Origin of the sequence: [Actinomadura] parvosata subsp. kistnae (assembly GCF_900323885.1) — a bacterium.
Lineage (GTDB): Bacteria > Actinomycetota > Actinomycetes > Streptosporangiales > Streptosporangiaceae > Nonomuraea > Nonomuraea composti.
The window spans coordinates 323228-348739 of record NZ_OOHJ01000015.1; the positions used below are offsets into that span (position 1 = coordinate 323228).

The window sequence follows — 25512 nt, forward strand, 5'->3', positions numbered from 1 at the left end:
AGGGATAGTCACATGCTCGACTCGCTGATCGTGCCCTTGTTCGTCACCACGGACCTGCCGCCGGAGGCGGAGCTGGCCGAGTTCGGGGAGTTGCTCACCGAGACGACCCGCGTGCTCGGCCGCGACGAGCCCGGCTACGAGGCGTTCCTGGCGGGCAAGGTGTTCTGGCTCGACCGTCCCGTGCTGCCCGAGCAGCTCCCTCCGGCCGAGGGCGAGCTGCGCTTCGCCGGCATGCTCGGCTACCTCGCCGCCTCCGGCGCCGGGCACACCACGCGCGAGGTGGTCGGCGACGTGCGGCGGGCGATCGGGGCCGCCGTCACGTCACGGTACGGCGACGTGGGGGTGGCGCCCGCCGTGTTCGCCATCCGCGACCAGGACGTACGCGAGCGCACCCCTGAGAACGCCCTCTACGTGGACACGCGGGACGCGGCGGCCGAGCTGGTGAGCGCGACCAAGTCCTACCTCTAGCCCGGGCCCGACCCTTCCAGGAGGCCGATCGGGACGTACGAGGCCCACAGGTCCGGCTCGGCGGAGCCGTAGAGGTCGCGCAGGGCGAGCACGGCGGCCCGCAAGGCGGTCGCCGGGGTGGCTCCTGCGCTGAGACGGGTGTGGAGGTCGTGGGCGAGGGCCCGGGTGATCTCGGGCGAGACCGGCCAGAGGGTGAGCAGGGCCGAGCGGACACCCGCGTGCAGCAGCGCGTACGAGAGCGCGGCCATGCCGTCGGAGGACGCTTCGGGAGGCGTCGGGGCGGGGTCGTGGGCGGTGATGAGGGCCAGGTTCGCGGTCACGTTCATGGTCATGAGGCGGCGGGCCGTGAGCAGGCCGTCGGCCAGGAGGAGGCCGGAGGAGCACGGGTCCGCGTGGTCGTACACGACCGGGCAGGCCAGGTGAAGCACGTTCCAGGAGCCCTGAAGCCGCGCTGAGGTGGCCTCGTGCGCCAGGTGAAGTGCGGCGCCGCCTGTGGTGCCGCCTGTGCTGCCTATGGTGCCTGCGGTGCCTGTGGTGCCGCCGCCGAGCAGGGTGGCCGCCTCGCGGGCCTCGGCCTCCACTGCGGGGCGCGCGGCTGGATCGGTCGTGTGGCCGAGCACCAGCGAGCCCACACCCGGCCTGTCCGGGCGGTCGATGGCGTGGGCCAGGGCGGTGGCGGAGGGGGCGTACGCCACCGGGAACCGCTCGATCAGCAGGTGCCCTGACGGGGACAGGGCATGGAGGGGCAGCCCGCGGAGCGCCGGGTGCGGGATCAGGTGCAGCAGGTCGATGCCGTTGCCCAAGGCGTCCAGCACTTCGGAGAGGAGCAGGTCGGCCAGGCGGCGCCACACGTCCGCACGATGGCGGCGGGCCTCGATGTCGAGCAGGCCGGGCCTGCGGCCGTGCAACGTGCGGCGGAACTCCTCCAGGAGGGCGCGGCCGACAGGGGTGGGGAAGGCACGCGGCTCAGGCCAGCCGGTGCGATGCGCCAGCACCGTCACCGTCCCTTCGCCCGGTGCGGTGCCCTCTCCCAGGTGGAACCCGATCAGCGCCCGCGCCCCTCGCGCGGGACGGTCGTCGGCGCGGTCGTCGGGGACGCTGACCAGGGCGTCGAGCTGCGCCCTGGTGGGGGGCTTGCGTCTGCGCAGGGCCACGAGGGCGGGGGCGTGCGACTCCAGGCGGTGCCACAAGGCCTCCAGGTCCGCCTGGGCAGCGCGAGCCCGGCGGATGATGGACGCGGCTCGGTCGGGGTCGGGAGTGTTACGAGCGATCGTGAGAAGGGTCTGGACCGTCTCCAGGGCGCGCCGCTCGGCCTCCACTAGGTCATCGAGGTCCGTGAAGTGGGCGGCCCGAGTGAGGTTCTCGGGCTTGTCACCGTGGGCGGGCTTGCTGCGATGCTCGGGCTTGTCACGATCGGCGGGCCCGCTGCGTTGCTCAGGCTTGTCATGATCGGCGGGCCCGCTGGGGTGCTCAGGCATGTCACGGTTCGTGAGCTCGCTGCGATGCCTGGGCTCGGGCGAGGGTGAAGGCGCCTGAGCGGGGGGCTCGGGGGTCAGGGCGGCGAGCTTCGCCTGTTCGGCGTGGGTCCAGGCCGTCATGCCCAGGTTCAGGCGCACCGCGAGCCGGATGGCTCGGTCGCGAGCGGCCTCGCGGCCCAGGGCGCAGGCGCGCTCGGCGTCGGCGAGGGCGGCGGGCACGTCGCCCAGCCCTTCCTCGGCGATCGAGCGGTGGTGGTAAGCGGTGGCGAGCTCCTGGTCGTGGCCCAGGTCGGACAGCAGGTCGATGGCTCCGGTGAGGCGCTGGCGGGCTCGTTCGTAGGAGATGGTCGTGAGGGCGAGATCGGACGCGCCCGGGTGAGGCGTGGCAGGGGCGGACGTGGTGCGGTCAGAGGCTGACGTGGCGGGGTCAGGAGCTGACGTGGCGGGGTCGGGCTCGGTGAGACCGGTCGCGTCCGGATCGGGCGTGGCGGGTGCGGGGAGGTCGAGGGAGGCGAGGTGGCGCAGGGCGATGGCCTCTGCCGCTGGAAAGCCGATGTGCTGGGCCAGGGCGAGGGCTTCCTCCAACCGGTCCGGGGCTCCGAGGCGGGCGAGGGACAGCAGGGCCAGGACGGTGCCGCGGCCGTGGCCGTTGGCACGTTCGAGCTCCAGGGCGCGTTCGGCCAGGGGGACGGCTGCGGCGGGCTCGCCGCGTTGCTCGTGGAGCAGGCTGAGGCCGGCGTAGGCGAGGGCGAGGCCGGTGCGCAGGCCCAGCTCCTCGCCGAGCGCGATGGCCTCGCGGTAGCGGGCGGCGGCCTCGTTCAGCTCGCCCAGCTTGAGGTGGAGGTCGGCGCGTCCGGACAGGAGCGGGACCCGTAGCGCCCGCCAGACCGGGGCCTCGACGAGGGCCAGCCCCTCCTCGTACGCCCGCGCGGCCTCCTCGCAGCGACCGAGGTCCGTCAGGGCGGCTCCCAGCAGGGCGAGGGACTGGACGAGTTGGGCGGGGAGCGCGGAGTCCGCGTCACGGGCCCGCTCCACCGCCTCGGTCAGGTGCCCGACCGCCTCCTCGGGCCGTCCCATGGCAGTGGCCGCTGCGCCGAGATTGCCCAGGTGCTCGATGACGCGCTCGTCGCGGAGCTCACACCCGCGTGTGGCGTAGTGGTGGGCGGCGGGCAGGTCACCGAGTTCGCGGCAGTAGCGGGAGAGCTTGGCCAGGAGGTAGGACCGCTCTTGGGCATCGGGGCCGGAAGGCTCAAGGGACTGGGGGCCGACGGCGTGCCGGCTCCCGGACTCCAGGCCGAGGGACTGCGGGCCGAGGGACTGCGGGCTTCCGGACACCGAGCCGAAGGGCTGCGAGCCCCCGGACTCCAGGCCGAGGGGCTGTGGCCTGAGCGGCTGCGGGTCGACGGGCTGTGGGGCCTCGGGCTCCGGGCCGAGGGATTGCGGGTCAAGGGGCGGCAGATCGACTGGTTGCGAGCCCTCGAATCTCATGCCGAGGGACTGTGGCCCGAGCGGCTGCGAGCCTTCGGATGCCTGGCCGAGGGGACCGGCCGGGGGCGGGGCGAGGGATTCCTCGGCCAGCGCCCGGGCCGTGGGGAGGTCGCCGGAAGCTTCGGCTTGCTCCAGGCGTAGGCGGAGTTCCAGGCGCTCCAGAGCCGCGTCCGCCTGGCGTCCCTCCGCGCGGAGGGTGGTGATCGCCTGGGCGAGGGTGGCGCGGCCGTGGGTGAGGTTGCCGAGCGTGAGCTGGATGGCGGCCAGACGGGACAGGGTCTCGGCGTCCAGGCCGTCCGCCATGGCGGCGACGATCTCGAACGGCACCTCAGGAGGGCGGAAGTCCGGGGCGATGGCGGGCGCCGGAGCGGTGGCCGGACCGCTCGTCCGGGCCGCGGCCGGACCCGTCACCGGAGCCGGACCGGTGGCCGTAGCGCTTGCCGGAGCCGGACCCGAACCGCTTGCCGAGGCTGGAGCCGAAACCGGACTCGTGCCCGGACCGCTTGCCGGGGCCAGAGGCATGGCCCGAGCTGGAGCGGTGGCCGGGGCCGGAGTCGGGGCGGGGGTCGGAGCGACTGCCGGGGCGGGAGGGGTGGCCGGAGTCGAGGGCGGGGCGGCGGTCGAGGGCGGGCGGCGTTCGGGGTGGGGGCGCGGGTGGGGTGGCGGCGCGGGTGGGGTGGCGGCGCGGCGTGGGGTGAGGGTGGGGGTGGGGTGAGGGTGGAGAGGCCGGACTCCAGGTGGGCGCGGGCTTGGCGGAGTTCTCCGCTGGACTCCAAAGCGAGGGCTAGTTTGATCGAGGCGAGGGCTGTCAGGTGGGCGTGGCCGGTCGTGCGGAAGCACTTCAGTGCCGATTCCAGGGCGGTCACCTGCGTGCGGAGGTCTCCTTCGCGGGCGGCGAGGGCGGCGAGGCGGTCGTGGGTGACGGCTTGCTTCAGGGGGTCGGCGGCGGCGAGGCGGAGGGCGGAGGAGAGCCGGTCACGGGCCTGCTGGGGCTCGCCCAGCCGGACGTGGGCCGCGGCGCGGCCGAGGGTGGCGGTGAAGAGGGCGTCCAGGTCGCCTTCCGCGGCGGCCAGGTCCGAGGCGCGGTCCAGGTCGGCCAGGGCGTCGTCGGCGCGGTCCAGCGCGGTCAGGCAGGAGGCGCCCATGACCAGCGCCATCGCCTCCTTGGACGGTGCCCGCAGGCCCGCGAACGCCTCCGCCGCCGCTGCGAACGCCTCCAGCGCCCGCTCCGGCTCGCCCTCCGTGTACGCCAGCACGCCCAGGTTGTAGCGCACCGACGCGGCCCCGTCGTGGTGGCCCAGCGACTCGTATTCGCGGCCGGCCAGCTCGAACGCCATCCTCGCGCCGTCGGTGTCGCCCCTGGCGCGGCGGCGCTGGCCTATGCGGTACCACTCGTCGGCGGGCTCACGGCGCCGGCCCCTTCGCCGGACGATCTCGACCAGCCTCGTCTCGCACGCGGCCGCGTGGCCGTGATGGCCTCGGGCGGCCAGCGTGACGGCGTGCGCGTCGAGTGCCCGGCACGCCTCCTCCCACTCCCCCGCCGCCTCCAGCTCGATGGCGCACGCGGCCATGCGTTCGTTCGCCGCGGTGAGGTCGTCCTCGTCGAGGGCGGCCTTCGCTGCTGGTACGAGGGCCAGCGCGGCGGCCTGCCTGTCGCCTGCTGCCTGGTACAGCTCCCGGGCCCGGGAGGCGCAGGTGACGGCGGCGGGCGGGTCGTTCAGTGCCAGGTACGCCTCCGCTGCGTGCACCTGCTGGGTGGCCTCCTCGGCCGGCAGCCCGGCGGCCTCGCACTGGGCGGCGGCACGCAGGTACAGCTCGACGGCTCGGGCCGGGTTGCCGGTGCGGAGGTGGATGCGAGCCATGTTGCCGAGTTGGAGCGCCTCCGAGCGGGTGTCGGCGAGGGAGTGGTAGAGGGTGGCCGCGCGTTCGTAGGCGGAGAGGGCGCGCTGGTACTCGTCCAGGGCGGCGGGGGTGGTGGAGGCAACCTCGGTTCCGGTGGGAAGGGTCTCCTGGGCGGGGTGGAGGCGGCCGGTCTCGGAGGGGCGATGTCCCGGCTCGGGCTGGAGGTGGCCGGGTTCGGAGCGAAGGGGGGCGGGCTCTGAGGAGCGGTCACCGGGGTCGCGGTGCAGGCCGCCGGGGTTGGAGGCGTGGTGGCTGGGGTCAAGGTGATGAGCGCCGGGGGCGGTGGCGAGGTCTTCGTGGATGGCTGCCTGGGTGGACAGGGCGAAGGCGGCTCTGGGCAAGGAGCCTGATGACTCGAAGGCTCGTACCGCGCGGTCCAGGACCCGGACGGCGGTGCGGGGGCGGCCCGAGGTGGTCAGGCGTTGCGCTGCCTCCAGGAGGGACTCGGCGGGGTTCTCCGTGCCGCGTTCGGCGAGTTCCAGCAGCTTGAGGGTCGCCTCCTCGTCCGGCAGGCGTAGTGCCAGGGCGGTCGCGGCCCGGGACAGGTGCTCGTCCACGGCGGGCGGGGGGTCGAGGGTGGACAGCAGGGCCGCGTCGCCGTCCCCGGCCAGGGTCAGGGCTTCGGTCAGGTCGCGGGGGTCGTGTTGTGCGGTGTAGCGGGTCAGTAGTGCCTCGCACAGCTTTCGTTGTGCGGGGGCTGTCTGGGGTTGGGCGGATTTGAGGGCCAGCTCGACTCCCTGGCGGGCGGCCAGAACGGCCTCGCGCAGGTCCTCCGTGCGCCGGTCCCCCGTGCGCTGGTCCTCCGGGCGCTGGTCGGTGTGCGGCGTTTCGGTTGCGCGGTGGCGCAGGATTTCCGACATCAGGCCGTATGCCTCGATGTGGAAGCTGGGGGGCTGGTCGGACGTCAGGGCCTCGCGTAACGCGGTGATGGCCTCGTCGGTGGTGTCCGGGGTGAGGGCGAGGCGTAGTGCCCTGGCGAGCAGCAGGAGTGTGCCGGGTCGGCCGGGGTGCTGGGGGTCGTGGGCGGCCAGGGCGGTGCGGGCGGCGGCGATGGGTTCGGCGGGGTCGCCGCCGGTGATGACGGCCCTCCTGAGCAGGGCGTTGGCCAGGGTCGTCAGGAGTGTGGCGCGATCGGGGGACCAGCGGAAGCGTCCCGGCCAGGTCGGGCGCGGGCTCCGTGCGGTCCGGGTGGGTCGTGGAGGGTGGGTGGTCTCGGGTGAGGGTGAGGGTGGGGCGGGTGGCCTGGTGGAGGGTGCGTATGGCGTCGTCGAGGTCGGCGAGGGCGCCGGTGGTGAGGTAGCGGTGCCAGCGGCGGTCGGCGAGCAGGCCGAGGCGGAGGGCGGGGTCGGCGGCGAGGGCGCGGGTGGTCTCGTCGGGGGCCACGTGCAGGGCTTCGAGCATTTCGGTGGCGGCTTCGAGCGAGCGGTCGTCGCCCGTCACGACGTACCAGTCGATGAGGCCGGACGCGTACGGTGCCACGACGCCCGGGTGGGCCCACTGCTCGTGCCAGAAGTCCAGTGCGCACTGCCCGGCCCTGATGAACGCCAAAAGGTCGTCGTCCGCGTACGTGGTGGCGGCGCGGGCCTGGGTGAGGTCGACGAGGGTCAGGAGTGCCTGTGATCTTTCGTGACTGGCGGGCGGAGTTTCCGCGGCCGAGAGGTAGGCCCGTATCAGGTCCTCGTCGCCGGGGGACGCGGCGGCGAGGGCTGCTGCCAGGTCGCCCGTGTGGGCCGGGTCGCCGAGGGCGGCGCGCAGCAGCACGTGTACGGCGTCGAGGGCCGTGCCGCGTTCGCCGGTCGTGGTGTGCAGGCGCGCTAGTGCGTTGCCGACGGCGGCGAGGGCGCCGGGTGCCCAAGAAGGGTCGGTGGAGCGCATGGATTCCTGGAGGAGCAGCCGGGTCAGGCGTTCGCAGACGTCCGGGTCTGGGGGCGTGACGGCGCGGCGGACGAGGGCGTGGACGAGCAGCCCCACGTGCCGGTACGCGGCCGGGTCCACGTGGCCCAGCACCTCTTCGAGCAGCCCGGCCCACGTGCCGGCCGAGTCGCCCGGCGGGACGCGGGAGCCGCGCAGCTTCTCGGGCAGCCGGCCTGGGTCGAGCACGGCGACGGCGGCGAAGAAGGTGCCCGCCACGGCGGCGTCCCGGGTGGTGCGCGGGTCGAGACGGTAGCGGGCCAGGTGCAGGATGCCGATCTGCCGCCAGGTGGCCGCGTCGGACCGGTCGCCCGCGCACGCCCGCATCGCCTGCTCGGCTTCGGACAGCGCCGCCGGATCCCAGATCAGCTCGGGATCGGCGGCCTGCTCGAACCGCGCGATGCGGGCGGCCAGCGCCGCGGCCGGTTCGGTCATGGGCACAGGCTCAGGCTCTCACCGGCGTGCGCCCGCGTACAGGACCGTCACTCAGGGTGTCGGCCCCAAGGATCCGTCAGAGGGTCGGTCAGGGTTCCGGCTTCAGAAGGTCGGTCAGAGGGTCGGTCAGGGTTCAGGCTTCAGAGGGTCGGTCAGGGGTCAGCTCCAGGAAGGACACGGCCGGCATGGGGAGGTCGAACGTCAGGGTGAGCGTCGGCCCCGTGACGGTGGTGGGTGGGGTGAGGCGGTCGAGGCCGTCGGCTCGCCGCAGTGTCTCCCACTGGTCGCCGGTCGGCCAGTCGCCGCCGCCCATCGCCTGCCAGACCGCCTCCACGTTGGTGTGGGTGGCGTCGATGCGGTGGTGGGTGAGCGTGTACGTGCCGCGGTCCAGCCCTTCGACGGTGAGGTCGATCACGCGGGCCAGCTCGGGAGCCCCGGCGGCCTGGGCGCTGTTGAGGGTGCCGTTCCAGATGAGGATGCCGACCCGGCCGTCGCCGTGCCTGGCCGCCCATGCCTCGACCCCGGCGGCGTCCCCGCCGACCTCGGAAAAGAGCTCCGCCTCCCCCAGCCGCTGGGCCAGTGCGAGGGCGTGGAAGCGAGGTTTGCGCAGGTTGCCGACGGTGAGCAGGCCGAAGCCGCCGTGGAAGAGCCGGGGCGGCCGGCCCAGCTCCTCGAAGTGGTCGGACACCACCCAGTGCGACAAGGCGTCGATCCTGCCCGCCGCGGACTTCATGCCGTGCAGCACGAACGCCGCCCCGAACGGCCCGTCGCCGATGCCGTGGAAGTGGGTGGGGGTGGGGCCCCATTCGGTCCACCAGATGGGCACGTCCCGCCCGTACGCGGAAAGGACGGGCCGCCAGTCGAGCGGCGCGTTGCCGTAGGTGTGGGTGGAGACGAAGTCGAGCGCGGCGCCGGACCGGGCGACGTGGGCGAGCAGGTCCTCGACCCAGCCATTGGCGGCGGAGGCGGGCCCGCCGACGCGCAGGTCGGGGTGCACGTCGCGGACGGCGGCGGCGGTGACGTCGTAGAGCAGGAAGTACTCCTCGCGGGTGCCGGACCAGAAGACGTCGAGGTTGGGCTCGTTCCAGACCTCGAAGGCCCAGCGGTCGATCAGGTCGCGCAGGCCGTAGCGGGCGGCGAGGTGCTCGACGAGGGCGCGGACGAGGTCGCCCCACGCCTCGAAGTCCTTGGGCGGCGAGATGATCGCCTCGTACTGGAAGACGGTCCTGGACGGGTCGGCGGCCAGGTCGCGGGGCATGAAGCCGAGCTCGACGACGGGCCGCAGGCCGAGCGCGACGACGCGGTCGTAGACGGCGTCGATGCGGGTGAAGTCGTAGGGCTCGCCGTGCCGGTAGACGCCGAGGTCGTCGCCGAGGACGGCGTGCGCGCGCACGGCCTTGACGCCCAGCTCCTCGCGGGCGAGGCGCAGCGCCGCGGCCAGCTCCTCGCCGATGGGCCGGCCGCCGGTCCGGTCGGTGCTGAGCAGGTGGGACAGGTGCTCGGAGCCGATCATGGGCGTCCAGGGCCGCGGCAGCTCGCGGGTGACCCGGCCCGCGTCCACCCGTACGGGGACGGTGGTCCCGGCGCGGGCGGGCAGCGGCGCGGCTTCGACGGGCGCGCTGAAGGGGCCCTGGCGGGGGCAGAGGGCGGCGACCGTGTAGGTGGCGAACCCGTGGCCGGTGTCCACGAACCGGCAGGCGGGCACGGCGGGCACGTCCACCTCGGCGGGGACGGCGGGCGCGCCGTCGCGGTGGACGAGGTAGCCGATGGCGCCGGGCACGGGGTCCCAGGTGAGGGTGACGTGCCCGGCTCCGGGGACGGCGCGCAGGCCGGTGGGTGTCGCGATCATCCGACCTGCCAATCCTCGAGCCGCAGCACCGGCCGCAGCTTGCTTTCGACGCCGGAGCCGGCGAAGTAGCGGTGCAGGGCGCCGCCGGCGAGCACGTTGCCGAGCGCGGCCATGGCCATGCCCTGGTCGAGCGCCAGGTACCACTTGGACACGACGCCGGTGCGGACGGCGATGGCGTCGTAGAAGCCGCCGGGCCCGTAGGCGTCGAAGTCGCGGCGCAGCTTGGCGAGGTTGTCGAGGGCGGCCTGCCTGGCGTACGGCAGGGCGAGGAAGCTGGCGTGCGGGGTGACGACGCCGTCCCCGTACGCCTGGGGCAGCGGCTTGGCGGGCCGGCAGCCCTCGTAGCCGGGGTCGACGCTGGTGCGTTCGCGGTCGGAGGGGTAGCCGGGCTCGTCCATGCCGAGCTGGTCCACGCCGTAGACGTTGTAGCCGCCGTGGGGGTCGTTGGACGGGGAGAAGCCCCAGTAGCCGTACTTCGCCTCGTTCAGGCCGTGCTCGATCTGGGCGCGGACGAACACCGGGTGGTTGCGGCCCCAGCTTCTGGGCGCCCACCTGGCCTCGGGGACGACGAGGTCGGGCATGAGGGCCTCGAACATGGAGCCGCCCCAGTTGGGGACGTAACGCAGGCCGCGGTATTCGTAGGTGCCCTCCCAGACGTTGACCCCCATGTACCGCTTCCAGGACCCGGTGGGCCGTTGCTCCTGCCAGCCGTAGTCGCAGCCGTTGTCGGGGAAGGTGCGGTAGGGGCCGAAGTAGCTCTCGGGCGGGAGCTGGCCGAGGGCGATGCCGACGTACTGGCCGATGCGGGTCTCGGCGGGGGCGCCGTAGTGGTGGCAGGTGGAGTAGACGGTGACGCCGGTGCCGGCGTAGTCGGTGGGCAGGTTGCAGTCCTGGGGCGGCGGTTCGGGCCAGAAGCCGCCGCGCAGCAGGCCGGTGCCGGCGTCGGGGCGGGCGGCCGGGTCGTAGTAGGCGGTGAAGTCCATGGAGGCCAGCAGGGCGTTGGCGGCCTTGGCGTGGGCGGGGATGGCGTTGCGGACCATCATGAGGGCGGTGGCCAGCCAGCCGTTGTCGACGCTGGAGGCGAACGGGTGGATGGGGTCGCCGGAGTCGGGGAAGCTGCGGGCGAGCTGGAGGGTGGCGGGGTCGTACCAGTTGTAGAACTGGCCGGTGGGGGTGTTGCGTTCGAGGCGGGCCAGCGCGTCGAGCACCTTGCCGATCCTGGCGGTGGCGTCGCGTGGGGTGATCAGGCGCAGGTCGCGGGCGGTGAGGGTGCTCCACACGTACGTGGCGATGTTGGTGGGCGAGGTGATGCGGGCCCTGGTCTTCAGGTCGCCGGTGACCTTGTCGGCGGGCAGGCCGGTGGCGGGCTCGACCATGGCGGTCATGGAGCGCCAGGTGTCCTTGGCGTAGCGCCATAAGGTGTCGTCCGCGTTCATGGGAGTGGTCAGGGAGAGCACGAGCAGGCAGGACAGGACGCGCATGGGTGCTCCTCTACTTGAGGCCGGTGGTGGCGATGCCCTGGATGAAGAAGCGCTGCAGGAAGACGAACAGGAACAGGATCGGCGCGATGACCACGACCGACCCGGCGACCAGCAGGTTGTAGTGGGTGCCCTCGTTGCCGTTGAGGATGTTGAGCGCGACGGGCAGGGTGTACATGTCCTCGCTCTGGGCGACGACGGCGGGCCAGAGGAAGTTGTTCCACGAGCCGAGGAACGTGATGAGGCCGAGCGTGGCCAGCGCGGGCCCGCACAGCGGCAGGATGATGGTGAAGAAGACGCGGAACTCCCTGGCGCCGTCCACGCGGGCCGCGTCGATCAGCTCGTCCGGCAGGTCGGCGATGAACTGCCGCATCATGAACACGCCGAGCGGCGTCACCAGGGTCGGCAGGATGATCCCGATGAAGGTGTTGACCATCCCGAGCCGGGCGATCAGCACGAACTGCGGCATCATCACGACGATCGCGGGGATGGCGAGCTGCACGAGCACGAGGCCGAAGGCGAGGTTCTTGCCGCGGAAGGAGAGCTTGGCGAAGGCGTAGCCGGTCATGGAGCAGAACAGCAGGTTGGTGGCGACCAGCACGAGCGCGATGATCATGCTGTTGGCGAACGCGGTGCCGAGGTCCACCCGGCCGAACAGCTCGGCGAAGTTGCCGAGCGTCCACGTCTCGGGCCAGAACGTCGGCGGGTCGCGCCGGATCTCCCGCTCCGGCTTGAGCGAGCTGAGCGCCGTCCACAGGAACGGCCCGGCGACCAGCACCAGGCCCAGCGACAGGCCGAGGTGGACGACGAGGCGCTGGCGGCGGGTGGTTCTGGTCATCGTCTCCTCCCCAGCCTGAGCTGCAGGACGGCCAGCGCCACGATCACCGTGAACAGCACGGTCGAGGCGGCCCCGGCGTAGCCGTAGTTGCCGACGCCGAACTGGCCGAAGATGGCCAGCGAGGCCGACAGGGTGGCGTTCAGCGGCCCGCCCCTCGTCATGACCAGCGGCTCCTCCAGGAACTGCATGAACCCGACGGAGCTGTAGACGGTGCAGAACAGCAGGACGGGCCGCAGCGAGGGCAGGGTGACGGCGTGGAAGCGGGCCCAGCGGCCGGCGCCGTCCACCGCCGCGGCCTCGTACAGCTCCTTCGGAATGGTCTGGAGCGCGGCCAGCAGCACGACCATGTCGAAGCCGAAGCTGCGCCAGGCCGTCATCACGATGATCGAGGGCAGCGCGGTGGCCTCGTCGTCCAGCCAGTTGGGGCCGTCGACGCCGACCAGGGCGAGCAGCCGGTTGACCAGCCCGGCCTCGGGCTCCAGCAGGAACTTCCAGGCCACGGCGACGCCGATGATGCTGGTGACGTTCGGCAGGTAGTAGCCGAGCCGGAAGAACGCGGCGGGCAGGCGAGCGATGCCGGAGTTGAGCAGCACGGCGGCGGCCAGACCGAGCCCGATGGTCAGCGGCAGCGCCGTGAGCACGAACACGACGGTGTTGAGCGCGGCCCTGTGCATGGCGCCGTCGTTCATGAGGCGCAGGTAGTTCTCGACGCCGACCACGTCCACGGCGAGCGGGTCGGCCACGTCGGTGCTGCGCAGGTCGGTGAAGCTCATGCCGATGCCGACCAGCAGCGGCCCCAGGTAGAACACCGCGAACAGCACCACGAACGGCGCGATGAAGACCCAGCCGAGGCCCGACCTGCGCAGGACGCCCCTGACCTTGACGGGCGCGGGCGCGGGCGGCGCCTGTCTCGTCAGCACGGCCATGGCGCGCTACAGGCCGGTGCCGATGGTGTCGGCCTGCGCCTGGATCGCCTTGGCGGTCCGCTCGGGAGTGGAGCGGCCGCGCGCCAGCTTCTCCAGCTCCGCCTCCAGCACCCTGGCCACCTGCTCCCAGGTGGGGAACGGCGGCGGCGTCCTGGCGTCCTTGAGCTGCTCGCCGAAGACCGCGAGCTGCTCGTCGGCCTTCAGCTCCGGCTCCTGCCAGGCGGCCTGCACGGCCGGCAGCGCCTTGACCGTGGTGTACCACTGGGCCTGCACCTTCGGCTCGCTCAGCCACTTGATGAGCGCCCAGGCGGCGTCGCGGTTCTTGGCCTTCTTGAAGACCGCCAGGTCCGCGCCGCCGACGAAGCTCGTCGCCGAGACCGGGCCCTTGGGGTAGGGGGCGACGCCGAACTTGCCGGCGAAGCCGGGGCCGCCGTCGTCGTTGAGCACGCCGATCATCCACGGGCCGGAGTAGAAGGCGCCGACCTCGCCCTTGATGAACGTCTGCGGGAAGGCGTTCGCGGGGGTGTCGGTGGGGGCCAGCTTCTGCTGGAACAGCGACGCGTACTGCTTGAGCGCGGTGACCGCCTCGGGGGTGTCGAAGGTGTACTTCCCGTCCTTGACGATCTCGCCGCCGGCCTGCCAGATCAGCGGCAGCACCTCCTGCCAGGAGGCGCCGAGCTGGTAGCTCTGGTTGAAGCCGCGGCGGGCGCCGCCCTTGTCCTTGAGCGCGCGGACGAACGCGGTGAACTCCTCCCACGTGCGCGGCGGCTGCACGCCGGCCCGCCGTGCCTGGTCGGTGCGGTAGTACAGGACGCGGGTCTCGACGTACCAGGGCACGCCGTACGCGGTGCCGTTGATGTCCACGGTCTGCCAGGCGCCGGGGAAGAACGCCGCCTTGTCGACCAGGTTGCCGGGCGTGGGCTCCAGGGCGCCGGTCTTGGCCAGCTCGCCCGACCAGGTGGAGCCGATCATGCTCACGTCGGGGGTGGCGCCGCCCGCGATGGCTGAGGTGATCTTGTCGTGGGCGACGTCCCAGCCGATGGCCGTCACGTTGACCTTGACGCCCGGGTGGGCGCTCTCGAAGCCCTTGACGAACGCGCCGAGCGCCTTGCCCTCCTCGCCCATCGCCCAGACCGTGACCTCCCCGGTGGCGTTGGCGGTCGTGACGTCCCGTGCCCGTTCCTGCGCCGTGCCGGTGCCGCGCCCGCAGCCGGCGGCCAGCATCGCGATCGCCAGCGCGCCCGCGGCGGCGCGCCGGGTGGTGGTGGTCATGTCCTTACCTCCTGGGGGTGGTGGCCGCAGCTCGCGCGGATGACCGGCGCGGTGGCCAGGGTGTGGTGGCTCGGGGTGTCGCGGACACCGGTGATCAGCTCGTCGAGCGCGCGGGCGGCGCGGGCGCCGAGCTCGCGCATGGGCTGCCGGACGGTGGTCAGCGCCGGGCGGGCGTGGCGGGCGGCCATGATGTCGTCCCAGCCGGTCACGGCCACGTCGCCGGGCACGTCGAGGCCGAGCTCCTCGGCGGCGAGCAGCGCCCCCAGCGCCACCTCGTCGTCGGAGCAGACGATCGCCCGCGGCCGGTCGCGGCCCTTGAGCAGCTTCGTGGCGGCCTCGTGGCCGCACTCCACGGTGTAGTGGCCGGTGTCGACGGCCTCGATGGCGCCGCCGAGCACGGACCGCACGCCGCGCCAGCGCTCGTCCACGTCGTCGTGGCTGGTCAGCGGGGCGCCGAGGAAGGCGAAGCGCTCGTAGCCGTGATCGGCGAGGTGGGCGGCCAGGGCCCGGGCCGAGGCGGTGTTCTCGCTGCGCAGCGTGTCGGCGCCGGGCAGCGGGTCGCGGGAGACGAACACCAGCCGCACGCCGAGCCGGACGAGCTCGGCGACCAGCGGCTCCGGCACGGTGTGGCCGAAGATCAGCATGCCGTCGACCCGGCCGGCCAGGTCCTTGATGAGGTCGCCGACCCGGGTGCGGCCCTTCGTGGACAGGATGATCACCGAGCGGCCCAGCTCGGAGGCGACCTCCTCGTAGCCGAGCAGCACCTCGGCGTAGTACGGGCCGGCCAGGTCGGGGAAGACGACGCCGTTGGCGGCGTGGCGGCCCTCGGCGAGGCTGACGCCGAGGCGGCTGGGCGTGAAGTTGAGCTCCTCGACGGCCTTGAGCACCTTCTCCCGCGTCTTGGCGGCGACGGGGCCGGTGCCGCGCAGCGTCCGGGACACGGTGGCGATCGACACGCCCGCCCGCCTGGCCACTTCGTAGATGGTCACGTCCATGGTGCTCATCTCCTCCTGTAAGCGCTTACACCCGCCGCCGGGTGAAAGCGCTTACAGACATGCGCGTGTCAACCACGTTAACTTCTCGTCCAGAGCGCGTCGAGTAACGGTGAGGTCACGGCCGGGATGGGTAGTGCGCCTGCATGCTCTACGGCGAAGAACATGTCCGGCGCTACCGGGAGACCGACGGCGCGGAGGGACACGACTGGAACGACACCACCGTCCTCCTGCTGACCACCAAGGGGCGGAAGTCCGGCCGGCCCTTCACCACCCCGCTCATCTACCAGCGGTTCGGCGACGACTACCTCGTGGTGGCGTCGAAGGGCGGCGACCCCGACCATCCGGGCTGGTTCAAGAACCTCCAGGCCAGCCCGGAAGTGGAGGTGCAGGTGAAGGGCGACAGGTTCAAGGCCCGCGCCCGCACGGCCACGCCGGAGGAGAAGCCCGAGATGTGGCGGGTCATGGCCCGCACGTGGCCGGACTACGACGAGTACCAGAAGAAGACCGACCGGGAGATCCCGGTCGTCGTGCTCGAACGCGCCACCTGACCGGACGCGGAAGGCCCCGCCGTCCCGCGGGGCCTTCCGGCGGGATCACTTGATCAGGTACGCCCGCGTGACGGTCTCGGTGAAGGCGTTGCCCCCGGCGTCGGCGGCCTTGACCCGCAGCGAGGCGAACCTGCCGCGCGCCCCGGACGGGTGCCAGGTCTCGGCGGCCCAGGTGCCCTTGCCCGACGGGTGCACCAGCGTGGGCAGCCAGGTGCGGCCGTCGTCGTAGGAGATGTCGACGGTGAGCGCGCGCAGCGGCAGGTCGGGCGAGCCGGCCTGGCGCTGCACGCGCAACGGCAGGCGCATCGGGCCCACCGCCGCCTGGTTGCGCGCGTCCAGCTCAGGGTCGATCTTGACGGCCAGCAGCGGCAGCACCTGCCGCTCCCCTGCCGCCGGCGTCTTCGACCGGAACCGCCACTCCGCGCTGACCCGGGTGGACAGCGCCGTCATGGCCGGGTCGCGCCCGGCCGTCATGGTGAGGCGGTACTCGCTCTCCTTCCGGTCGGCGGGCACGTCGATCCAGCCCGGCAGGTAGTCGGAGGTGCTGTAGACCTCCTTGCCGTCGCGGTACAGCGTGGCCCGCGGGGCGGTGTAGGAGCCGACGGAGTAGCGGTCGGGCCTGCCGTCGTCGAACAGCGAGACCGCGAACTGCAGCGAGTTCCCCTCCCGCCAGGTGTAGTCGCCGCCCGGGTTGAGCGCGGCCCCGAGGACGGCGCCGTTCCAGCGCTCGGTGCTCTTCTGGCCGGCCCGGTAGACGGTGGTGCGGCCGAAGAAGAACTGGTCGAGGTCGTCGAAGCCGTCCGGCGGCAGCTTGTACTGGGCGAAGGACGGGTACCAGCCGGTGTCGCCCGGCGTGTAGTACTCGGTCCTCGTGAACGGCAGCGGCACGTGCGCCACGTGGACGTACGGCATCCAGGCCAGCTCCGTCCCGTACAGGACGGGCAGCGCCATGTGCTCGCCGGTCTTGCCGTCCCGCTGGGCGGCGTAGGTGGAGGTGACCTCGGCCAGGTCGCGGCGGCGCGGGCGGTAGCCGGGGTCGGCGGGGATGCGCGGCTCGGCCTTCATCAGGTGGTAGAAGTACGGGCTGGCGTGGTAGGTGCCGTCGGCCTGCGGCCTGGCCCACTGGGTCCACCGGTAGTAGGCGAACTTCTTGCTCACCGTGCGGGTCGTCGGGATGGCCTTGACGCCTTCGACGCGATCGGTGCCCCACTGGCCGGCCAGGTCCACGTCCACGCCGAGCGGCTGCGCGCCCTCGACGAGCTGGAGCAGGCCCACCATGCCGATGGCCAGGCGCGCGGTCGGCTCCTCCGTCCGCACGTCCACCGGCTTGGCGCGGCGGGCGTCGGCGGTGACGGTGCGGTCGCCGTCGAGGGTGAACTCCGGCTCGGCCGCCATCACGATGGTGCCGTCGTGGTCGGCCAGCAGGGTGACGACGGTGTAGCGGCGGCCCTTGAGCAGCCGCAGGTCGAGGCTGCCGCCGGAGATGTCGTAGTTGGTCTGCTCGCCCGCCTCGATGTCGATCACGCCGGCGAACGCGGTCTGCGCGGGCCGCCCGTCGCTGCCGGTGAAGCGCAGGCCGAGCGCCTTCTTCTCCGGCTCGACCCGCATGCCGATGCCGGTCCGTACGGTGACGTCGCCGCCCTTGGCGATGACCGTGCCGCTGAACAGGCCGGTCGCGCCGGGCTTCGCGGTCACCTTGACGTCGGCGGTGCCGTGCGCGGGCACCTCCACCGCGCCGGCGCCGAGGGTGAACGGGGCGGCGCTCTCGCCGTGCCCGTCCTTGGCGACCACGCTCAGCTCCAGCCGGATGGCGGCGTCGCCGTCGTTGCGGTAGGTGAGGGTGCGCTCCTTGGGCGCGGTGTCGGGCAGCTCGACGTCCCCCATGGTGAGGGAGGCGGGCTCGGTGGTGATGCGCTGGCCGACGGCGCGGGCGACGTCCACCCGGCCGGAGCCCTGGATGTAGGCGCCCAGCTCCTCGCCGGGGGCGGTGGCGGCCATGAGCGCCGCCTTGATGCGGGCGGCCGTCCAGTCGGGGTGCAGGCCGGCCACGACGGCCGCCGCGCCCGCCACGTGCGGCGTGGCCATGGACGTGCCGCTCATCTCCGCGTACAGCTCGTCGCCCGAGGCTCCCTCCGGGGCGCCCGCCCTGGCGGCGACGATGCCGACGCCGGGGGCGATGAGGTCGGGCTTGACCGCCGCGTCGCCGGGGCGCGGGCCGGTGCTGCTGAACTGGGCGACCGCGTCGGCGTCGCGGTAGGAGGCGCCGACGGACAGCGCGGCGTCGGCGCTGCTCGGCGAGCCGAGCGCCTGGGGACCGTCGTTGCCCGACGCGATCACGAACAGCGTGCCGTACTCGGCCGTAAGGGTGTTGACGGCCTGCTCCAGCGGGTCGACGCCGGGGGCGTCGGGGCCGCCGAGGCTGAGGTTGGCGACGCGGGCGCCGTTCTGCGCCGCCCAGGTCATGCCCTCGACGATGGCGGAGTCGGCGCAGTAGCCGTCCTGGCCGCAGACCTTGCCGATCATGAGCTTGGCGCCGGGGGCGACGCCCTTGCGCGTCCCGCCGGAGGCGGCGCCGGTGCCGGCGATCGTGGAGGCGACGTGGGTGCCGTGGCCGTTCAGGTCGGTCGTGTCGGGCTCGGCGGTGAAGTTCTCCGTCTTGACGACCTGGCCCTTCAGATCCGGGTGGGCGGGGTCGTAGCCGGTGTCGAGCACGGCGACGGGCACGTCCTGGCCGGTGTGGCCGGCCGCCCAGGCGGCGGGTGCGCCGATGTGCGGAACGCTGACGTCGAGGGAGACCCTGGCCTTGCCGTCGAGCCAGATCTTCGCGGGGGCGGCGGCCGTGCGGGCCTGGGCCGTGAGCGTCTGCCAGAGCGCGCCGGTGCGCGGCTCCTTCCTGGCGACGCCGTTGATGGCGGGCAGGGGGCGCCCGCCGGCGGCGCGGAGCGCGGCCTGGTTCGAGTCCGGATAGGTCAGGATGAGCGGGAGCCGCGGGCTGGCGGCGTCGTCGTAGCCGAGGGCGGCCAGCCGGGTGACGTTGAAGAGCCTGGGGTCGAGGGTGCCCGCGGCCAGCAGCGGCAGGGCGTCGACGGGCACGATGCTGAGCCCGTCCGCGGACCTGCGGCGCACGAAGTCGATCTTCTCGCGGCCGGGGCCGGCGGCCACGTCGAGCTGGGTCTGCTTGTCCGGGAGCGCGCGGAGGGTGACCTTGTCCCCGGTGATGAGCGTGATCGTCTTCGCCGGGCCGAGCTTGGGCGCGGGCGGGGCGGGCGGGGCGGGTGCTGCCTGGGCCGGTGCGGCGATCGCCGTGGCGGCCAGTAACACGACGCCCAGAAGGGCCGTTCTCTGTTGCACATCCCGCTTTCTAATTGTCAGTGAAATTTGGTGACAAGGTGGCGTCGGTGGCCTATTGCGGCAACTGCCGGAAACGGCCAAGATCGAGCGCGTGCAGGAAGACGGCAGGGCGCTGGAGATCGTCGGCATCTCCGCCTTCGACGAGCGGATCTACCGCAGCGTGCTGGCCTGCCCGGGCATCACCGTCCAGGAGCTGGTCAGGAGGAGCGGCGAGAGCTCGGGGCGCATCCAGTCGTCACTGAGCAGGCTGCGCGTCAAGGGCCTGGTCAGCCGCCTGTGGGGGCGCTCACCCCGCTGGACGGCCACCAACCCGGGCACCGCCATCCGCGCGCTCGTCCGCGACATGCAGAGCGAGCTGGACCTGCTCACCGACACCGCCGACGAGCTCGAAGCAGCCTTCCGCGACGTCGGCACCGACCCCGCCGGAGGCGACCAGATCGAGGTGCTGGCCGGGCCCGAGGAGCAGGCCCGCTGGTACGTCCGGCTGCAGCAGGAGGCCAAGGAGGAGGTGCTGACCTTCGACCGGCCCCCGTACGTGCTGGACTACCACAACCCGCTGCAGACCGACCTGCTGCGCAACGGCGTGCGCTACCGCACCCTCTACGTGCCCGAGGCGTTCGACCACCCTGGGGCGCTCGACGAGGTGGGCAGCCTCATCCGGGCGGGCGAGGAGGCGCGGATCCTGCCGTGGCTGCCGTTCAAGATGGCGCTCGTGGACCGGTCGCGGGCCGTCATGCCGCTGCACATGGAGCCGCCGCTGACGCGCGGCGTGCTGATCAGGGGCTCCACCATGGTCGTGGCCCTGGTGGAGCTGTTCGAGCGGCTGTGGCGGGAGGCGCTGCCGGTGCGGCCCGAGCTGTGGTCGCACGGGGTGCCCGAGCCCCAGGTGGAGCCGGACCCGGGCGCGGGGCTGAGCGTCGAGGACCGCCGGCTGCTGGCGCTGCTGGCGGCCGGGCTCAAGGACGACGCCATCGCCCGGCAGCTCGGCACCAGCCCGCGCAGCCTGCGCCGCCGGCTGCGGCACCTGCTCGACGAGCTGAACGCGGAGACCCGCTTCCAGGCGGGTGCCCAGGCCAGCCGCCGCGGCCTCGTCTGAACGGCTGGGTGTCAGCCCTTGAGGGCGGTGTAGAGGTCGAGGGTGCGCCGCGCGATGCGTTCCCAGGAGAAGTGCTCGATCGCGCGCGCCCGGCCCGCCTCCCCCATCGCGCGCGCCCGCGCCGGGTCGCCCAGCAGGGCGTTGACCCGCTCGGCCAGGTCGGCGGCGAAGCGCTCGGGGTCGTGCGGCGTGCCGTCGGCGCCCTGCGCGATGGGCACCAGCAGGCCGGTCTCGCCGTCGGCCACCACCTCGGGGATGCCGCCGGTCGCGGTCGCCACCACCGCGGTCTCGCAGGCCATCGCCTCAAGGTTGACGATGCCCATCGGCTCGTACACCGACGGGCACACGAACACCGTGGCGTGCGTCAGGAGCTGGATCACCTCGGGCTTGGGCAGCATCTCCTGGATCCAGACGACGCCGTCGCGGTCGAGCCCGCGCACCAGCCCCGTGACCTCCTCGGCGATCTCCGGGGTGTCGGGGGCGCCCGCGCACAGCACGAGCTGCGCCGCCGGGTCGAAGGAGCGCGCCGCGTGCAGGAGGTGCACCAGGCCCTTCTGGCGGGTGATGCGGCCGACGAAGACGACGTAGGGGCGGCCCGGGTCGACGCCGTGCCTGGCCAGGACGTCGGTGCCCGGGTCGGGGGCGTATTGGGCGGTGTCGATGCCGTTGTGGATGACGGTGACCCGCTCGGGCGGGATCTCGGGGTAGGCGGCCAGGACGTCGCGGCGCATGCCCTCGGAGACCGCCACGACCGCGTCGGCGGCGGCCAGGGCGGTGCGCTCGGCCCACGACGAGATCGCGTAGCCGCCGCCGAGCTGCTCGGCCTTCCACGGGCGCAGCGGCTCGAGGCTGTGCGTGGTGACCACGTGGGGGATGCCGTGCAGCAGCTTGGCGGTGTGGCCGGCGAAGTTGGCGTACCAGGTGTGGGAGTGCACGACGTCGGCGCCCGCGCAGGCGGCGGCCATCTCCAGGTCCACCCCGAGCACCTGCAGCGCGGCGTTGGCGCCGGACAGCTCGGCGGGCGCCCGGTAGGCCGAGACGCCCGGCTCGTCGCGCTCGGCCCCGAAGCAGCGCACGCGTACGTCGGCCAGCTTCCGCAGCTCCCTGGCGAGGTATTCCATGTGGACCCCGGCCCCGCCGTACACCTCGGGCGGATACTCCCGGCTGAGCAGATCAACACGCATGAGACGACCTTAAGGGCGGTCCAGGCAAGAAAAACACATCGACAAGCCCAAGCTCGGCAAGCCCAGTTCGTACATCCGATCCCAATTCCGGACAAGAAAGGAGCTCGTGGTGCGGGGTTTCGTCGATAGATCGGCCATTTGAGGGTAGCGTCTCGGACATGAGGTCCCGGAGGGTGCTTGCGGTCGTGCTGGCAGGTGGAGAGGGCAAGAGGCTCATGCCGCTCACGGCGGATCGAGCGAAACCGGCGGTGCCGTTCGGCGGGATGTACCGGCTCATCGATTTCGTCCTGTCCAACCTCGCCAACGGCGGCTTCCTGAAGATCGTCGTGCTGACGCAGTACAAGAACCACAGCCTCGACCGGCATGTCTCGCGCACCTGGCGGCTGTCGGCGATGCTGGGCAACTACGTCACGCCGGTGCCCGCCCAGCAGCGGCTCGGGCCGCGCTGGTTCTCCGGCTCCGCCGACGCGTTGTTCCAGAACCTGAACCTGATCTACGACGAGATGCCCGAGCACGTCATCGTCTTCGGCGCCGACCACATCTACCGCATGGATCCCCGGCAGATGGTCGAGCAGCACGAGGACTCCGGCGCGGACGTGACCGTCGCGGCCATCAGGCAACCGCTGTCGCTGGCCGACCAGTTCGGCGTGATCGAGACCGACCCCGAGGGGCGCCGGATCGTCGCCTTCCGCGAGAAGCCGAAGGACGCCGTGGGGCTGGCCGACTCGCCCGACGAGGTGTTCGCCTCGATGGGCAACTACGTGTTCAAGACGCAGTCGATGATCGACGCGCTGCGGGAGGACGCGCTCGACCCCACCAGCAAGCACGACCTGGGCGGCAACATCATCCCCATGCTGGTCAAGTCGGGCGGCGCCGACGTCTACGACTTCGCCAACAACATCGTCCCCGGCTCCAGCGAGCGCGACCGCGGCTACTGGCGCGACGTGGGCACGCTCGACGCGTACTACGAGGCCCACATGGACCTCATCTCGGCCCACCCGATCTTCAACCTGTACAACGACAAGTGGCCCATCTTCACCGGGCACGACCCGCTGCCGCCCGCCAAGTTCGTGCACAACGACGGCGACCGGGTGGGGCGGGCCATCGACTCGCTGGTCTCCCCCGGCGTGATCGTCTCCGGCGGCACGGCGATCAGGTCGATCCTATCGCCCAAGGTCGTGCTCCACTCGCACTCGCTGGTGGAGGACTCCGTGCTGATGGAGAACGTGAAGGTCGGGCGGGGCGCGGTCGTGCGCAAGGCGATCATCGACAAGAACGTGGTGATCCCCGACGGGGCGCGGATCGGGTTCGACCTCGAGTACGACCGCACGCGCTTCGCGCTGACCAGGGGCGGCGTCGTGGTGATCGGGAAGAACGAGATCGTCGACCGGTGACGGGCACCCCTCCGCGGGCGCCGCGCGGGGAGGGCCGTCCTTCGCCGGGGGCATGACAAGGTCCCGGGCCACGTGAGTGCCCCGGGACCACGCCGGACTAAGTCATGAGGCCGGCGTCGGCCGGCCTCCGCTCAGAACCGGTAAGCCGAGGTCGGCCAGCCGTAGCCGCGCGAGCCGGGGGCCCCGGGCAGGCCGTAGCCGCGGTTGCCCCAGTTGCCCGGCGAGGCCCAGTTGGTGGTGTAGCCATGGCCGCCGTGGCCCCAGTTGCCGCCGTTGTTCCAGTTGCCGCCGTTGCCCCAGCTGCCGTTGTCCCAGCCGCCGCCGTTGTCCCAGTTGTTGCCGTCGTCGTACTTGTCCTTCTCGTTCTCCCACTTGTCGTGGGCCAAGCCGTGGTCGCTCTCGCACGCGTCGGCCTCGCGCTGCCCGGCGTACACGCCCCAGGTGTCGATGCCCAGCGAGCGCGAGGCGTCGGCCAGGCTCAGGTTGCAGTAGGCCGGGACGGCGCTGGCCGGAGCGGCCAGCACCATCAGCGCGGCGGCGGTGGCAAGCGCGCCACCCGCCGCTATGAGCGTACGTTTCATGATCTCCCCCTGTAGTCACGATGTGACATCGGTTCCTCACTTTACGTAGCCTGACCTGGGACGACGTGTAACGCCACGCCCGGAACGTCTCACCGGATCGTCGCGTCATGGGGTCATAGCCACCGGTTATGCCGATAGGTCTTGGACGGATCTCCCGCCCCTGCCGCAGGATCGCGACATGCGAAGGCACTCCCTCTTCCTCGGGGCGGCGCTGGTCCCGTTCCTGCTGGCCGCGGCCTGCGGCGCGCCGCCCTCTCCGAGCCCGCCCCGGCCCGCACCCCGACCGGCGCGGCGGCCGTATCCGGCGTGGACGGGGCGGCGCGGGCGTACGTGGACGCCGTGAACGCGGGCGACCTCGACGCCCTCGTCGCCGCCTTCGCCCCCGAGGCCGAGATCATCGACGTCACCCGGAGCATCAAGGGCCACGACGCCATCAGGACCTGGGCGGACAACGAGGTGATCGGCGGCACGCTGCGGGTCCTGGCGATCGCCGAGCGGCGGCCGGACGGGCAGAAGCTGCTCGTCCACTGGGCTCCCGGCGGCTCCGGCGGCTGGCGGGCGCACTACGACTTCACGCTCGCCGGCGGGCGCATCGTCAGGGCCGACCTCCAGTACGCCTGACGCCGTTTTGGGTCTTGCTGCCTCCGCCCTACGGGATCACCCTGGGGGCCACAGGAGGCAGTGACATGTCGCACCCGCTCGGAGTCAGCCGTCCCGATCTCGAAGTCACCGACCTGCCCACGCCGGAGGAGGTCTTCAAGGTCTCCAGGATCGGCTTCAAGGAACTGTTCAAGTACGCCGTCGGCCCGAGCCTGATCGCTCTCGGCATCTCGATCGGCAGCGGCGAGTGGCTGCTGGGCCCCCTCAACGTGGGGCAGTACGGCTTCGTCGGCGTCGGCTGGGTCATCGTGGTCTCGGCGCTGCTGCAGACGTTCTACAACGTCGAGTGCTCCCGCTACGTCCTGGCGACCGGGGAGACGCCGGTGGTGGGGTGGGGCCGGGTGCCGCCCGGCTGGCCGCTGTGGGTGCCGCTGTCCGTCCTCATCGTGATCTTCGCGTTCATCGCCGGCGGCTGGGCCGCGTCGGCGGGGCAGGGCGTGTACGCGCTGGTGCACGGCGTCCCGCCCGGCGCCGGCGACGTCGAGCCGCGGCTGTGGGCCATCGCCCTGCTCGTGCTGGTGTTCCTCATCACCGCCGGAGCCCGCCGCATCAGCCGCGCGCTGGAGCTGGCCAACTGGGTGATGGTCGGCGCCATCCTGCTCGCCCTGCTGGCCGTGGACCTGCTCGTGGTGCCGTTCGGCCTGTGGTGGGAGGGCATCCGCGGCTTCGTCACCCCGGCCGCGCCGCCCGCCGGGATCACCGCCACCCAGCTCGGCGCCCTGGCCGGCTTCACCGCGCTGGCCTCGGGCCTCAACTGGTACGTCATGGGCCACTACCGCGACAAGGGCTACGGCATGGGGCACCGCGTCGGCTACCTGTCGGGGCTGCGCGGGGAGCGGCGCGCGGTGCTGGCCAGCGGCGTCACCTTCCCCGACGACGAGCGCAACCGCGGCCTGTGGCGGCGCTGGTACCGGCTGCTCATGGTGGACATGTGGGGCGTGTTCTTCGTCGGCGCCATCCTCGGCATGCTGCTGCCCACCATCCTCATGGCGCAGGCGGTCGCCCTGTCGGGCGAGAAGCCCACCCGCGCGAACGTGCCCACGTTCGTCGCCTCCGCCCTCGGCGACCAGTACGGCCGGCTCACCTTCTACGTCGCTCTGGTGGTCGGGGTGCTGATCCTGTTCTCCACGCAGCTCGGCATCTTCGAGGCCATGGTGCGGGTGACGACCGACGCCGCCAACGCCACCAGCCCCCGCCTGCGCCGCCTGATCGAGGGCGACCCGCGCCGCTTCTACTACCCGTTCATGCTCCTGCTGCTCGTCGTCATCTCGATCATCATCTTCCAGTCGCTGCCGGTGGGCCTGGTCGAGTGGTCGGCGAACATGTCGAATCTCGGGGCGCTGATCTACCCGTTCCTGCTCATGTACCTGAACAGCCGGTTGCCGCGCCCGGCCCGCCCGCGCCCCTGGCACTACGTCATCCTCGTCCTCAACTTCCTGTTCTTCGGGTTCTTCTTCGTCAACTTCATCGCCGACTTCGTGGGGGACCCGCTGGTGACGTTCTGATCGCCGCATGCCTTGCCCGGGGCGGCGGCGGTGTGCTTCCTTGGCTGGGTGATCTCCCCCTACACGGGCTGGACCAGGGAGCACTGGGCGGCTCTGGCCGACCGGCTGCTCCTGGCCGCCCGCCGCCACGCCTCCCCTCGCACGCCCGCGTCA

19 protein-coding genes are annotated in these 25512 nt (G+C 72.6%); 8 read left to right on the top strand and 11 right to left on the bottom strand.

Annotated features, from left to right (window positions below):
• Nucleotides 1-12 precede the first annotated feature (12 nt).
• Complete coding sequence (locus KIS93_RS16190) at nt 13-468, top strand: hypothetical protein (protein ID WP_080036801.1); 456 nt, start codon at nt 13-15, stop codon at nt 466-468.
• On the opposite strand, the gene KIS93_RS16195 is transcribed toward KIS93_RS16190, so the two are convergent.
• Together KIS93_RS16195 and KIS93_RS67490 are read right to left on the bottom strand one after the other, a co-directional pair.
• Nucleotides 465-3761 carry a CHAT domain-containing protein gene (locus tag KIS93_RS16195; RefSeq protein WP_186404259.1) on the bottom strand — a complete coding sequence of 1099 codons (3297 nt, stop codon included), beginning with the start codon at nt 3759-3761 and terminating at the stop codon, nt 465-467. The genes KIS93_RS16190 and KIS93_RS16195 overlap by 4 nt on opposite strands.
• 80 nt (nt 3762-3841) lie before the next feature.
• Entirely contained in the window at nt 3842-6196 is a 2355-nt protein-coding gene (locus KIS93_RS67490; RefSeq protein ID WP_186404260.1) for a tetratricopeptide repeat protein, read from the bottom strand.
• 385 nt (nt 6197-6581) lie between these two features.
• On the opposite strand from KIS93_RS67490, the gene KIS93_RS16205 reads away from it, so the two are divergent.
• On the top strand, nt 6582-6956 hold the full coding sequence (locus KIS93_RS16205; protein WP_186404261.1) for a hypothetical protein: 375 nt from the start codon (nt 6582-6584) through the stop codon (nt 6954-6956).
• Nucleotides 6957-7815: 859 nt separating this feature from the next.
• Here KIS93_RS16205 and KIS93_RS16210 read toward each other — a convergent pair.
• From KIS93_RS16210 to KIS93_RS16235, 6 genes are read right to left on the bottom strand one after another with little or no spacing between them, the layout of a single operon-like run.
• Nucleotides 7816-9531, bottom strand: coding sequence for a GH39 family glycosyl hydrolase (locus KIS93_RS16210; protein ID WP_155126480.1), 1716 nt, complete (start codon nt 9529-9531; stop codon nt 7816-7818).
• Nucleotides 9528-11012 (bottom strand): glucoamylase family protein, encoded by a 1485-nt coding sequence (locus tag KIS93_RS16215; protein ID WP_080036799.1) that lies wholly within the window; start codon nt 11010-11012, stop codon nt 9528-9530. Before KIS93_RS16215 ends, KIS93_RS16210 begins: the two co-directional genes overlap by 4 nt.
• Nucleotides 11013-11022: 10 nt before the next feature.
• Nucleotides 11023-11847 (bottom strand): carbohydrate ABC transporter permease, encoded by an 825-nt coding sequence (locus KIS93_RS16220; RefSeq protein ID WP_080036798.1) that lies wholly within the window; start codon nt 11845-11847, stop codon nt 11023-11025.
• Nucleotides 11844-12773: a carbohydrate ABC transporter permease gene (locus KIS93_RS16225; protein ID WP_080036797.1), complete on the bottom strand. Its 930-nt coding sequence runs from the start codon at nt 12771-12773 to the stop codon at nt 11844-11846. The genes KIS93_RS16220 and KIS93_RS16225 overlap by 4 nt, the downstream gene beginning before the upstream one ends.
• A gap of 6 nt (nt 12774-12779) precedes the next feature.
• Nucleotides 12780-14045, bottom strand: a complete 1266-nt coding sequence (locus KIS93_RS16230) for a sugar ABC transporter substrate-binding protein (protein WP_080036796.1) — start codon at nt 14043-14045, stop codon at nt 12780-12782.
• Nucleotides 14042-15040 (bottom strand): LacI family DNA-binding transcriptional regulator, encoded by a 999-nt coding sequence (locus tag KIS93_RS16235; RefSeq protein ID WP_206068390.1) that lies wholly within the window; start codon nt 15038-15040, stop codon nt 14042-14044. The genes KIS93_RS16230 and KIS93_RS16235 overlap by 4 nt, the downstream gene beginning before the upstream one ends.
• A 143-nt stretch (nt 15041-15183) precedes the next feature.
• Between KIS93_RS16235 and KIS93_RS16240 the strand changes: the two genes are divergently transcribed.
• Nucleotides 15184-15588, top strand: a complete 405-nt coding sequence (locus tag KIS93_RS16240) for a nitroreductase family deazaflavin-dependent oxidoreductase (protein ID WP_080036795.1) — start codon at nt 15184-15186, stop codon at nt 15586-15588.
• 45 nt (nt 15589-15633) lie between these two features.
• Here the strand turns inward: KIS93_RS16240 and KIS93_RS67495 are convergent, their stop codons facing one another.
• Complete coding sequence (locus tag KIS93_RS67495) at nt 15634-18939, bottom strand: S8 family serine peptidase (RefSeq protein ID WP_186404262.1); 3306 nt, start codon at nt 18937-18939, stop codon at nt 15634-15636.
• 91 nt (nt 18940-19030) lie between these two features.
• Between KIS93_RS67495 and KIS93_RS16250 the strand changes: the two genes are divergently transcribed.
• Complete coding sequence (locus KIS93_RS16250; protein ID WP_080036793.1) at nt 19031-20035, top strand: TrmB family transcriptional regulator; 1005 nt, start codon at nt 19031-19033, stop codon at nt 20033-20035.
• An 11-nt stretch (nt 20036-20046) separates the two neighbouring features.
• On the opposite strand, the gene glgA is transcribed toward KIS93_RS16250, so the two are convergent.
• Nucleotides 20047-21219 carry a glycogen synthase gene (gene glgA, locus KIS93_RS16255; RefSeq protein WP_080036792.1) on the bottom strand — a complete coding sequence of 391 codons (1173 nt, stop codon included), beginning with the start codon at nt 21217-21219 and terminating at the stop codon, nt 20047-20049.
• 158 nt (nt 21220-21377) lie between these two features.
• Here glgA and glgC point away from each other — a divergent pair, with 158 nt between their 5' ends.
• Nucleotides 21378-22613, top strand: a complete 1236-nt coding sequence (gene glgC, locus KIS93_RS16260; RefSeq protein WP_080036791.1) for a glucose-1-phosphate adenylyltransferase — start codon at nt 21378-21380, stop codon at nt 22611-22613.
• A gap of 131 nt (nt 22614-22744) precedes the next feature.
• Here the strand turns inward: glgC and KIS93_RS16265 are convergent, their stop codons facing one another.
• Nucleotides 22745-23194: a hypothetical protein gene (locus KIS93_RS16265; RefSeq protein WP_155126474.1), complete on the bottom strand. Its 450-nt coding sequence runs from the start codon at nt 23192-23194 to the stop codon at nt 22745-22747.
• 178 nt (nt 23195-23372) lie between these two features.
• Between KIS93_RS16265 and KIS93_RS16270 the strand changes: the two genes are divergently transcribed.
• The 3 genes from KIS93_RS16270 to KIS93_RS16280 all read left to right on the top strand — a co-directional run bounded on the left by KIS93_RS16270 (nt 23373) and on the right by KIS93_RS16280 (nt 25359).
• Nucleotides 23373-23537: a hypothetical protein gene (locus KIS93_RS16270; RefSeq protein ID WP_186404263.1), complete on the top strand. Its 165-nt coding sequence runs from the start codon at nt 23373-23375 to the stop codon at nt 23535-23537.
• Nucleotides 23501-23815, top strand: a complete 315-nt coding sequence (locus KIS93_RS16275) for a nuclear transport factor 2 family protein (RefSeq protein ID WP_186404264.1) — start codon at nt 23501-23503, stop codon at nt 23813-23815. Before KIS93_RS16270 ends, KIS93_RS16275 begins: the two co-directional genes overlap by 37 nt.
• Before the next feature lie 65 nt (nt 23816-23880).
• Nucleotides 23881-25359 (top strand): Nramp family divalent metal transporter, encoded by a 1479-nt coding sequence (locus KIS93_RS16280; RefSeq protein WP_080036789.1) that lies wholly within the window; start codon nt 23881-23883, stop codon nt 25357-25359.
• The last annotated feature ends 153 nt before the right edge of the window (nt 25360-25512 follow it).

Coding starts and splice junctions, on each gene's coding strand:
- KIS93_RS16190 (WP_080036801.1), top strand. CDS start 13: ATGCTCGACTCGCTGATCGTGCCCTTGTTCGTCACCACGGACCTGCCG.
- KIS93_RS67490 (WP_186404260.1), bottom strand. CDS start 6,196: ATGTCGGAAATCCTGCGCCACCGCGCAACCGAAACGCCGCACACCGAC.
- KIS93_RS16210 (WP_155126480.1), bottom strand. CDS start 9,531: ATGATCGCGACACCCACCGGCCTGCGCGCCGTCCCCGGAGCCGGGCAC.
- KIS93_RS16215 (WP_080036799.1), bottom strand. CDS start 11,012: ATGCGCGTCCTGTCCTGCCTGCTCGTGCTCTCCCTGACCACTCCCATG.
- KIS93_RS16220 (WP_080036798.1), bottom strand. CDS start 11,847: ATGACCAGAACCACCCGCCGCCAGCGCCTCGTCGTCCACCTCGGCCTG.
- KIS93_RS16225 (WP_080036797.1), bottom strand. CDS start 12,773: ATGGCCGTGCTGACGAGACAGGCGCCGCCCGCGCCCGCGCCCGTCAAG.
- KIS93_RS16230 (WP_080036796.1), bottom strand. CDS start 14,045: ATGACCACCACCACCCGGCGCGCCGCCGCGGGCGCGCTGGCGATCGCG.
- KIS93_RS16235 (WP_206068390.1), bottom strand. CDS start 15,040: ATGGACGTGACCATCTACGAAGTGGCCAGGCGGGCGGGCGTGTCGATC.
- KIS93_RS16240 (WP_080036795.1), top strand. CDS start 15,184: ATGCTCTACGGCGAAGAACATGTCCGGCGCTACCGGGAGACCGACGGC.
- glgA (WP_080036792.1), bottom strand. CDS start 21,219: ATGCGTGTTGATCTGCTCAGCCGGGAGTATCCGCCCGAGGTGTACGGC.
- glgC (WP_080036791.1), top strand. CDS start 21,378: ATGAGGTCCCGGAGGGTGCTTGCGGTCGTGCTGGCAGGTGGAGAGGGC.
- KIS93_RS16265 (WP_155126474.1), bottom strand. CDS start 23,194: ATGAAACGTACGCTCATAGCGGCGGGTGGCGCGCTTGCCACCGCCGCC.
- KIS93_RS16270 (WP_186404263.1), top strand. CDS start 23,373: ATGCGAAGGCACTCCCTCTTCCTCGGGGCGGCGCTGGTCCCGTTCCTG.
- KIS93_RS16280 (WP_080036789.1), top strand. CDS start 23,881: ATGTCGCACCCGCTCGGAGTCAGCCGTCCCGATCTCGAAGTCACCGAC.